At 68.3% G+C, this 9820-nt stretch carries 9 protein-coding genes; 6 read left to right on the top strand and 3 right to left on the bottom strand.

The annotated features are described in order from the left end of the window. The first annotated feature begins 596 nt into the window (after nt 1-596). Complete coding sequence (locus NBG84_RS31645) at nt 597-1406, top strand: IclR family transcriptional regulator (protein WP_250923113.1); 810 nt, start codon at nt 597-599, stop codon at nt 1404-1406. 173 nt (nt 1407-1579) lie between these two features. On the opposite strand, the gene NBG84_RS31640 is transcribed toward NBG84_RS31645, so the two are convergent. Together NBG84_RS31640 and NBG84_RS31635 are read right to left on the bottom strand one after the other, a co-directional pair. Beyond that, nucleotides 1580-2272, bottom strand: a complete 693-nt coding sequence (locus tag NBG84_RS31640; protein WP_250923112.1) for an alpha/beta hydrolase — start codon at nt 2270-2272, stop codon at nt 1580-1582. A 151-nt stretch (nt 2273-2423) separates the two neighbouring features. After that, nucleotides 2424-2735, bottom strand: a complete 312-nt coding sequence (locus tag NBG84_RS31635) for a DUF5955 family protein (protein WP_425608737.1) — start codon at nt 2733-2735, stop codon at nt 2424-2426. Between the two features lie 238 nt (nt 2736-2973). Here NBG84_RS31635 and NBG84_RS31630 point away from each other — a divergent pair, with 238 nt between their 5' ends. From NBG84_RS31630 to NBG84_RS31610, 5 genes are all read left to right on the top strand, one after another. Continuing rightward, nucleotides 2974-3594: a nucleotidyltransferase family protein gene (locus NBG84_RS31630; RefSeq protein WP_250923110.1), complete on the top strand. Its 621-nt coding sequence runs from the start codon at nt 2974-2976 to the stop codon at nt 3592-3594. A gap of 394 nt (nt 3595-3988) precedes the next feature. Continuing rightward, nucleotides 3989-5614: a malate synthase A gene (gene aceB / locus NBG84_RS31625; protein ID WP_250923109.1), complete on the top strand. Its 1626-nt coding sequence runs from the start codon at nt 3989-3991 to the stop codon at nt 5612-5614. A gap of 64 nt (nt 5615-5678) precedes the next feature. After that, on the top strand, nt 5679-6902 hold the full coding sequence (locus tag NBG84_RS31620) for an FAD binding domain-containing protein (protein WP_250923108.1): 1224 nt from the start codon (nt 5679-5681) through the stop codon (nt 6900-6902). Nucleotides 6903-7304: 402 nt separating this feature from the next. Further along, on the top strand, nt 7305-8168 hold the full coding sequence (locus tag NBG84_RS31615; protein ID WP_250923107.1) for a helix-turn-helix domain-containing protein: 864 nt from the start codon (nt 7305-7307) through the stop codon (nt 8166-8168). Beyond that, nucleotides 8138-8371, top strand: a complete 234-nt coding sequence (locus tag NBG84_RS31610) for a DUF397 domain-containing protein (RefSeq protein ID WP_250923106.1) — start codon at nt 8138-8140, stop codon at nt 8369-8371. Before NBG84_RS31615 ends, NBG84_RS31610 begins: the two co-directional genes overlap by 31 nt. A gap of 314 nt (nt 8372-8685) precedes the next feature. Here NBG84_RS31610 and NBG84_RS31605 read toward each other — a convergent pair whose 3' ends face one another. Continuing rightward, on the bottom strand, nt 8686-9636 hold the full coding sequence (locus NBG84_RS31605) for a fibronectin type III domain-containing protein (protein ID WP_250923105.1): 951 nt from the start codon (nt 9634-9636) through the stop codon (nt 8686-8688). Between the last annotated feature and the right edge of the window lie 184 nt (nt 9637-9820).

Here is a 9820-nt window from a genome sequence, read left to right as displayed (position 1 = left end):
GCGAAACCCACACCACACCAACCCACCCTGACCAGCTAACCAACCACCCCCACACAACGGGGGAACCTCACCTGGACACCTGTCCCTCGGAGGAACCAGCGGACACCCCTCCGTACCCTCACGCCTGAGCCTGGGCCCTTGCCCACTCCCCTGACCTGGAGAAGCAGGGGACACCCTCGGCGCACCCACGCCCGTGTTCGGTGCGCTTTGCCTCTGGGCGACCCCCGCCACGCCCGGTCACCCCGCCCCGAGGTGCCTGTCCGTTGAAGGAGGCTGCGGAGTGTGTAGCCGTCTTGGGAAGGGGGAGGGATCACCAGCGGGTCGTTCGGTTGCCGGGCCTGGCCAGTTCTTGGCCCTACGAGCAGCGGCAGGGGGAAACAGGTGGGCGCCGGTCGCGTGTGGTTGACCCGGCGGTGCACGCTGGGGGCTTGTCGGCGATCTTCTGTGGGTTCCCTTGATCACTTCACTCGCCACCGCCGCGGGCAGCCTCCGGTCAGCCCGCTGACCGGCAGGGACGCCCCGCAGCGAGCGCTATGCCGGACGCAGCAGCCCGGTAGGCTGCTCCCTTGTCCGCCTGCCCGAAAGGACCGCCAGCCGTGCCGACGTCCAGCGCCAGCACCACCGACGCCGCCAAGACCGCGAGCAGCGGGGGCGTTCAGTCCCTGGAGCGCGCCTTCGATCTGCTCGAAAGAATGGCTGACGCAGGGGGTGAGGTCGGGCTCAGTGAGCTCTCCGTCAGCAGCGGTCTACCGCTGCCCACCATTCACCGTCTGATGCGTACGCTCGTGGCCTGCGGTTATGTACGTCAGCAGCCAAATCGTCGCTATGCGCTCGGCCCCCGGCTGATTCGGCTCGGCGAGTCCGCCTCGCGGCTGCTGGGCACCTGGGCACGCCCCTATCTGGCTCGACTGGTCGAGGAGACCGGGGAGACCGCGAATATGGCACTCCTCGACGGCGACGAGATCGTCTATGTGGCGCAGGTGCCGTCCAAGCATTCGATGCGCATGTTCACCGAGGTCGGCAGGCGGGTCCTGCCGCACTCCACCGGGGTGGGCAAGGCACTTTTGGCGAGCGTCCCACCGGATGAGGTGCGCGCGCTGCTCGCCAGGACGGGGATGCCGGCGGCCACAGAGAAGACGATCACCACACCCGATGACTTCCTGACGGCTCTGGCACAGGTGCGGCGCGATGGGTACGCGATCGACGACAACGAGCAGGAGATCGGGGTGCGCTGTCTGGCGGTTTCGGTGCCCGACTCCCCGACCGCGGCGGCGATTTCCATCTCTGGCCCGGCGGGACGTGTCACCGAGGCCGCGACGGAGAAGATCGTGCCGGTGCTCCAGCAAGTCGCCCAGGATCTCTCCGTGGCACTGACCACGCAGGGCGCGGTGGGTGCGCACGGCTAAGAAGCAGCGGGCCAGCCGCCCGAGGGCGGACGAACAGCGGGTAGCGCTGGTGCGGCGGGGCGTGGACCCAGAGTGTTCTGGGTCCACGCCCCGCCGCACTGCGCCGTTCCGGGCTTCCATGAGCTCATGGCGCGCCGGTGTGGTCCCTCGGCGCGTGGCGAGGGAGCCGATGACTACCTGGCCTCGTTCGCCGCCTCGTCGACGAGGTCGGCGACGTCCCTGGGATGTGAGGCGAGCGAGGCGTGGCTGGCGTCCAGTTCGATGATCTTGCGTGGCGACATGCGCTCCGCCATCCGGCGCTCGTTGTCCGGGTGGATCATCCGGTCGTTCGTGGAGACCTGGTACCAGGTGGGCTTCTTCCGCCACGCCGGATCGGTCACGTTGTCACCGAAGGTGGAGGCGAGCGGAGCCTTCTGGGTGATGGCCATCACCACGGCTTCGTCGTCCTGTAGGTCCTGACAGAAGCTCCAGTGGAACTTGTCCTGCTTGACCCAGAGGTAGCCGTCCGAGTCCGGGGCGAGGTTCTCAAAGGCCGCCGGCGGTAGTTCCTGGCTGATCTGTCCCGGGCTTTCCCCCGCGTCGGGCGCGAAGGCGGCGATGTAGACCAGTCCGACGACATTCGGCAGATCGCCGGCCTCGGTGATGACCGCACCGCCGTAGGAGTGCCCCACGAGAACAACGGGGCCGTCCACCTGTTTCACCATCTTCTGCGTACGTTCGGCGTCCTCGGCCAGCGAGGTCAGCGGATTCTCCACCGCACGCAGCGAACCGTAACCACGGTTGCGCAACTCCAGGATGGTCTTCCCCCAGTGGGCGGCGCCGCCCCAGAACCCATGCACCAGAACGACTGTCGGCTTGTCGGCCATAGCTACTTCCTCGCGATGGTAGGTGGTCGTTTTGACACGGTTCCAACCACGCTAAGCCGGTTTGATAGCTGCCGCTACCGCACAGCGGACGGCGCCCCCACCGGCACCGTCGCCACAACGCCACCCCACCGGCGGACATCCGGCCCGAGTACTACCGAGGCACCGGACCGAAGAGATCCACCGCCGTGCGCACCTGCATCAACGCGTCGGCGAGCGCACTCACCGAGCCGATCGCCCCGGCAATCAGCAGCAGCGAACGACGCATCCGGGCGACCTCGGTCTGCCCGTCCGCCACCATCGCCGCCAGTACGGCCAGTTCGTCCTCGGCTATGTCGCGATCCGCGAACTGCGCTGGATGTCCGGCCAGTTCACGACGCAGCCGAGAGACAGCCGCACCCAAGGCCGACGCCCTTGGATCCACTCCGCTCTCCGCCGCCTGTGCATGCTTCACGCTCCGCAACACGGCATTCCCCCCTCGTACCCTCCGAGACCGATCCGACAACGGTCAGTCCGCGGTCAACCACCCAGAGTTGCGGGCAAGTTAACGCCATGGCCCGCAGTGCGCGCCACTCCGGGCCCTGAATTGGCGAATCCGGCCGCAACTCCTCCATGACATGGCGCGAAACGGTCATAGCGCGAGCAAGACGGAGGGACCGCCAGTCACCTCACCCCCGGCGACCGGAATGCGGTAGGCAGTCCCCATGACATCTCCACCGGATAAACCGGTCATCGCCGGACTACTCCTTGCCGCGGGCGGGGGACAAAGGCTCGGCGGGCGCGCGAAGGCACTGCTCCAGCACCGTGGGCGACCGCTGGTCGAGCACGCGGTCCAGGCACTGCGGGACGGCGGCTGCGGCCCGGTCCACGTGGTGCTGGGCGCGGCCGCCGAGCGGGTGCGGCAGGAGGCGCGGCTCTCCGGCTGCACCCTGGTTGACAACACCCGCTGGGCGGACGGCATGGGGTCCTCGCTACGGGCGGGCCTCACGTCGCTTGCTAACGCGTCGCCGACCGGGAGGGGAGTGGATGCGGCACTGGTGTCCCTGGTGGACCAGCCGGGGGTGGGCGCGGCGGCCATCGCCCGGGTGCGGTCGGCTTTCCGCAGTCGAGACGCCCTGGTGGCAGCCCTGTACGGCGGGGAGCGCGGACATCCGGTGCTCATGGGTGTGGACCGGTGGCAAGCGGTGGCGTCGATGGCCGCGGGGGATCGCGGGGCGCGCGACTACCTGATGGCGCACCGGTCCTCTCTGGTGCTGGTGGAGTGCGGCGACGTGGGCGATCCCCACGACATCGACACGGTGGAGGATCTACCCCGGCTGAAGTGACAACGGCCGACAAGGACCACCCGCGGAAGCCGGGAACCCGCGCGCCAGCCATCCGCTCGCGGTCACGGGCGTTGAAGGGACCTTCCCCATGACCCGGCGAGCGCTACCCATGCCCCGGTGAGGCCTCGGGCAGGCCACGGTGACCTGTGGCAGGAGAGGCGACCTTCGAGAACCGGGCCGCCGGTGAGCAACCCTCCTCGGCCCCTCGGCGACCACGCTCCGGGGCCATCATCGGCCGGAGACGCGCCCCGGCGACCAGACGCCGGGCCGCGCCGGATCAACAAGCCTTGTACTTCCACAATGAGGAAACTAGTATCCATTTCCTGAAGGAACTCCCTCCCCAGAGGCCTCGCCCGCCCCCGCGACCACCTCCCGCTGAAGGAAGTGACAGCACATGTCCACACCGGCGCCGTCCCCGCTGGCCATCGTCGAAGCCGCCCCCCTCCCCCGCCAGGGAGAGGTCCTCACCCAGGCGGCCCTCACCTTCGTGGCCGAACTGCATCGACGATTCACTCCGCGCCGGGATGAACTGCTGGCGCTCCGCGCGAAGCGGCGCGCCGAGACAGCCCGTACGTCGACGCTGGACTTCCTGCCCGAAACGGCCGCGATCCGCGCGGACACCTCCTGGCGGGTCGCTCCCGCACCCGCGGCGCTCACCGACCGGCGAGTCGAGATCACCGGCCCCACCGATCGCAAGATGACCATCAACGCCCTGAACTCGGGGGCCCGTGTCTGGCTTGCCGACTTCGAGGATGCCTCGGCCCCCACCTGGGAAAACGTGATCGTCGGCCAGCTCAATCTGATGGACGCCTACCAGCGCAGAATCGACTTCAGCGATGAGCGCACGGGCAAGAGCTACGCGCTGAAGCCGGCAGCGGAACTCGCGACGGTGGTGATGCGTCCGCGTGGGTGGCATCTGGCGGAGCGCCATCTCCAGGACGCGGACGGCAGCCCGGTGCCCGGCGCGCTCGTCGATTTCGGTCTCTACTTCTTCCACAATGCCCAGCGACTGCTGGACCTCGGGAAGGGCCCGTACTTCTATCTGCCCAAGACCGAGTCCCATCTGGAGGCCCGCCTCTGGAACGAAGTCTTCGTCTTCGCTCAGCAGTACTGCGGCATTCCCCAGGGCACGGTCCGCGCCACCGTACTGATCGAAACCATCACCGCCGCGTATGAGATGGAGGAGATCCTCTATGAGCTGCGCGATCACGCCTCCGGACTGAACGCCGGCCGCTGGGACTACCTCTTCTCCATCGTGAAGAACTTCCGCGACGGCGGTGCGAAGTTCGTTCTGCCCGACCGGAACGCGGTGACGATGACCGCGCCCTTTATGCGCGCGTACACCGAACTCCTGGTCAGCACCTGTCATCAGCGTGGCGCTCATGCGATCGGAGGCATGGCGGCCTTTATCCCCTCCCGCCGTGACCCCGAGGTCAACAGGGTGGCCTTCGAGAAGGTCAAGGCGGACAAGGACCGAGAGGCGGGCGATGGCTTCGACGGGTCCTGGGTCGCCCATCCTGATCTCGTGCCGGTCGCCATGGCCTCCTTCGACGCCGTGCTCGGGGAGCGCCCCCACCAGAAGGAGCGGCTGCGCGAGGATGTCTCGGTCGCGGCCGGGGATCTGATCGCCATCGACTCACTGACGGCCAAGCCCACGTTCGACGGTCTCCGCAACGCCGTCCAGGTCGGCATCCGCTATATAGAGGCCTGGCTGCGCGGCCTCGGAGCAGTGGCCATCTTCGGGCTGATGGAGGACGCGGCCACCGCCGAGATATCCCGTTCGCAGATCTGGCAGTGGATCAACGCCGGGGTGGTCTTCGACAACGGCGAGGTCGCCACCGCGGAGTTGACCCGCGAGATCGCCGCCGCGGAACTGGTCTCCCTCCGCTCCGAACTGGGCGAGACCGCGTTCACCGCGGGAAAGTGGCAGCAGGCGCACGATCTGCTGTTGCAGGTGGCCCTCGACGAGGAGTACGAGGACTTTCTGACCCTGCCCGCCTATGAGCGACTGACCGGCTGAGCCCGCGCCAGCGGTCGCTGACGCCACCGGGGTTGGGAGGCGCCCCGCTGCCATGATGGGCGCCATGAGCGGATCGAACGCACTCAGGGGATTACGGGCAGCCGTGGTCGGCGGCAGCATCGGGGGGTGCTCGGCAGCCATCGCACTGCACCGCGCGGGCTGCCGGGACATCACCGTCCACGAACGAACCACAGGCGCTCTCGCCGACCGGGGGGTCGGCGTCGCCATGCACGCCGGACGCTATGCCGAGTTGGAGGCAGCCGGCTATCTCGACGCGGCAATGTCCTGGGGCCGTCTGGTCGAGCGCCACTGGTACGTACGGGATGGGAGCGTGCCGCTCGGCCGGGTGCTGGGGACCAACGCGTTTCCCTTCCGCACCTACAACTGGGGACTGCTGTGGAGCGGCTTGTACCACCGGCTGCCGGCCGAGGTCGGGTTTCGGACCGGGAACCCGGTCGTCTCCGTCGAGGAGTCAGCGGCAGGGGCCGAGGTCCATACCGCTGACGGTGGTGAGCGGTACGACCTGGTGGTGGGTGCGGACGGATACCGTTCCGTGGTCCGCGCGGCGGTCTGTCCGCGGCTGCAGCCCCGCGATGCGGGCTACCTCGCCTGGCGCGGGGCGTACCCGGAGAGCCGGCTGCCCGACGCGGGGCTCTGGCCGAGGAACTCGGCCGCGTACGTCGTCTTCGGCGGTGGCCATGTCGTCCTCTACCGCATCCCCGGCGCGGACGGCGTCGACCGCGTCAACTGGGTCCTCTACACCACCCCGCCGATCGGCCTGGGCACACATGACGATCACCCGGCATCGGTGTCGCCGGGGACGCTGGCCGAACCCTTCCGGGCCCATCTGCACGAACTCGTACAGGACCGGCTACCGCCGTTCTGGGCGACGCTGATCACGCGCACTCGACCCGAAGAACTGTTCGTACAGCCGATGTATGACTTCGCCGCGACACCGGGGGCGAGCGGTGTGGTGGCCCTCCTGGGAGACGCGGCGAGCGTGGCCCGCCCCCACACCGGCGCGGGCGCGGTGAAGGCGCTTCAGGACGCGACCCTGTTGGAGTCCGCCCTGCGCACCGCCGACGGCGGTCCGGTCGAGGCCCTGAAGGCCTACGACCTGGCCAGGGGCGCAGCGGGCAGCAGCATGGTGGCCTTGGGCCGCCAGTTGGGGCGGGCGCTGGTCGAGGCCACCCCCGACTGGGCCGCACTGGACCCCGCTGGTCTGGAGGCCTGGTGGCGCCAGGCGGACGCGGCAGGGCTGTTCGGGGGTCGGCGACTGGGGAAGTGAGCCCGGGAGCCGTGCCTGCTCCCTCTTCCAGCGGGGAGCGGGCACGTTCCTGTGCTCAGGGGCGGGTATGGAGTATTCGAACGGCGGAATCACGGAGATGGCACCGAGCAGCGCCTCGTTACGCTGCCGCTTCGGGCCAGGGCCAGGCACCGACAGCCGAACGGCGAGCACCCGGACATGGGGCTGCCCGTGCGTCTGCACGGGCATCGGCAGAGGCCTCAACACTGCTTTATGTACGGGACGCCCCCGGTAGGGGGAATTGCTCGCTTCATACGGAAAACCCCCTTGGTGCGTGCGTACCTTGGCCCCGAGGGACGCCCCGGCACGCGGGCCGTACCCGTCGGGAACGCCGTTGTGAGCGACGCGGAGCGGGACCGGCTCCGGGCGGGAGGTTCGGGGGTCATGAACGATCAGCAGCCGGAACGCAATTCCGAGTGTGAGCCGGGAACCGGCATCCTGTCCGTGTTCGGGCAGCAGTTGAAACTGCTCCGGGTACGAGAAGGAATTGAACGGCCGGAATTTGGGCGCTTGACCGGCTACTCCGCTGCCACCATCGCCTCCTTTGAACAGGGCCGGCGCATTCCCCCGGGGAAGTTCATCGACCGGGCCGATGAGGTGCTCAACGCGGGCGGGGTACTCAAGGCGAGCAAGGAAGAGGTCGCCCGGGCGCAGTATCCGGCGTTCTTTCGGGACGCGGCCCGATTGGAGGCCCAGGCAGCCGATCTCCATGTATACGCCAATCACGCCGTACCGGGACTGCTCCAGACCGAGGACTACGCCCGTGCCGTGTTCGCCATGTGGCGTCCGCTGCTGGGCGAGGAAATCATCGAGCAGCGCGTCTCGGCCCGTCTCGCCAGGCAGGATCTCTTCTCCCGCACCCCCTTGCCCATGATCAGTTTTGTGATCGAAGAGGCCGTGATGCGGAGACCCTTGGGCGGCGTGGAGGTACTGCGCGGGCAGTTGGAACAGATTCTGCGCCGCGGTCGAGAACGCCATGTCGAAGTCCAGGTGATGCCGACCGATCGCGAGGAACACGCCGGATTGGCCGGCCCCTTCAATCTGATCGGGGCAAGGGACGGACACCGGGTGGCCTATGTCGAGGCGTACCCCGACAGCCGCATCCACTCGGAGCGCAGGGCAGTCCGGGAGTTCGAGGAACAGTACGGGCTACTCCGGGCTCAGGCGCTCAGCCCGGGCGAATCGCTGGCCTTTCTGGAAAAGTTGCTGGGGGAGAGATGGATGTCCAAGCGACTGTGTGCACCCTGACCCATTCGGTCTGGTTCAAGAGCAGCCACAGCAGCGGTGGGGGCGGCGAGTGCGTGGAGGTGGCGGCCTGCTCCGGTGCGATCCAGGTGCGGGACTCCAAGGAGCCGTCCGGTCCGGTGCTGTTGCTCTCCCTTGAAGGATGGGCAGCTTTTGTGACATTCGCCGCCCGGAGTTCATCACCGGATTGGTGCGGGGCACGTTGATGGGAGCGAGCACGGCTCCACCGTCGACGAACCCGGCGAGTTGATGCTCGCGGGAAACGACATCCACGCACGGGAAGCCTGTGCGATCCAGTGGGTCGGCAGTACGCGCGGAGCCAGGGCCGTGGATGGCCGCTCCGGCGCCAGGGGGCATTGCCGATGGGTACGGCTCGGTCCTGGACGCCCCGGCCCTCGGGTCACGGAAGGGAGTGCTTCCCCTTCCGCGCCCCGAAAGACGGTCGGACCGCCCGGGGCGGCCAGTCGCCCCTGGGCCAACCGGATAGCTGGCGACGCGCCCGAGTACCTCTCTGCGCCGTCTAGCGGACGACGACCGTCCGCTGGGCCGAGAAGTCGCCCCACTTGCCGTCGGGCAGCTTGGCCCGGAGCTTGAGGCTGTAGCGCGTGCCCGGCGGGTCGGTGACGTCCATCGTGTACGTCGCGGTCTTCCCCTCGGGCATGGCGCCCCAGACGATGGTGGTGGCCAACTCCCCGTTGAGATGGAGCTCATGGGACTCGATCGGCCCATTGCCCTGGGGAGGCGTCCAGGTCAGCACGACCTGCCCCTTGCGGACAGTGGCCGTGAGGTCGGTGGGCGCGGTGCTGGGGCCCTTGCCGGAGGCCCCGGGGGTGGTGAGGTCCACCGCGTTGCTGTCGGGGGAGGAGTTCTCACCGGCGTCCCGCGCCCGGACCGTGAAGGAGTAGACGGTACCGGGTCGCAATCCGGTGACCAGCGCCTTTGTCTCGGTACCCGAGACGCTGTGGATACGGGAGTCCTCCTGGTAGACGTCGTAGGAGGTCACCTTGGTGTTGTCGGTGGCGGGCTGCCACGCCAGCCGGACGGCTGCCTTGCCATCGAGTTCGCCCTTGAGCTGCGTCGGACGGGTGGGGGGTTGCTTGTCCTCGGGGGTCGGCTCGGGGGTGGTGACGGCTATGGCGGGGCTCGGCTTGGAGAGATTGCCCGCCGCGTCGCGGGCTCTGACCGTGAAGCTGTAGGCGGTCTTGGGGGTGAGTTGATTGATGTCCACCATGTACTTGGCCGCTGGAAGCGTCTTGACCTTGGTGCCCTTCTGGAACACCTCGTAGCTGGTGACGTCCTCGCCGTCGGGAGCCTTCTCCCACATGACGTGCACCGAGGTCGCGCTGCCCGCCTGGGCGGTCACCCCTTTGGGTGTGTTGGGGGCCTGAGTGTCCTTGTCCTCACCCGCACAGGCGGTAAGGACAAATGCCGCCGCGCAGACCAACGCGGTGATTGTGGGGGGACGTTGCACGGTCTAACCTCCGCAAGGAGACGGAATGGTCCAGACCTATACTGCATGGCCCTAGGCCGGTTTCAAGCCCTATTGGCTTTCCCTGCCTCCCGTTGCCGTCGGGTTGGGGGCATTGGATGACATCGAACCGTCTTTGTCCCCCACCCCAATCCCCCTGGGGCCACCGTGCCAGCCCTACCGCCCC

It is taken from the genome of Streptomyces albipurpureus (assembly GCF_023701525.1).
Lineage (GTDB): Bacteria > Actinomycetota > Actinomycetes > Streptomycetales > Streptomycetaceae > Streptomyces > Streptomyces albipurpureus.
This window is presented reverse-complemented; position numbering and strand designations above follow the sequence as displayed.

Bases quoted from the DNA above. Each gene is read 5' to 3' on its own strand.
- NBG84_RS31640 (WP_250923112.1), bottom strand. From the start codon at position 2,272: ATGGCCGACAAGCCGACAGTCGTTCTGGTGCATGGGTTCTGGGGCGGC.
- NBG84_RS31630 (WP_250923110.1), top strand. From the start codon at position 2,974: ATGACATCTCCACCGGATAAACCGGTCATCGCCGGACTACTCCTTGCC.
- aceB (WP_250923109.1), top strand. From the start codon at position 3,989: ATGTCCACACCGGCGCCGTCCCCGCTGGCCATCGTCGAAGCCGCCCCC.
- NBG84_RS31620 (WP_250923108.1), top strand. From the start codon at position 5,679: ATGAGCGGATCGAACGCACTCAGGGGATTACGGGCAGCCGTGGTCGGC.
- NBG84_RS31615 (WP_250923107.1), top strand. From the start codon at position 7,305: ATGAACGATCAGCAGCCGGAACGCAATTCCGAGTGTGAGCCGGGAACC.
- NBG84_RS31610 (WP_250923106.1), top strand. From the start codon at position 8,138: ATGGATGTCCAAGCGACTGTGTGCACCCTGACCCATTCGGTCTGGTTC.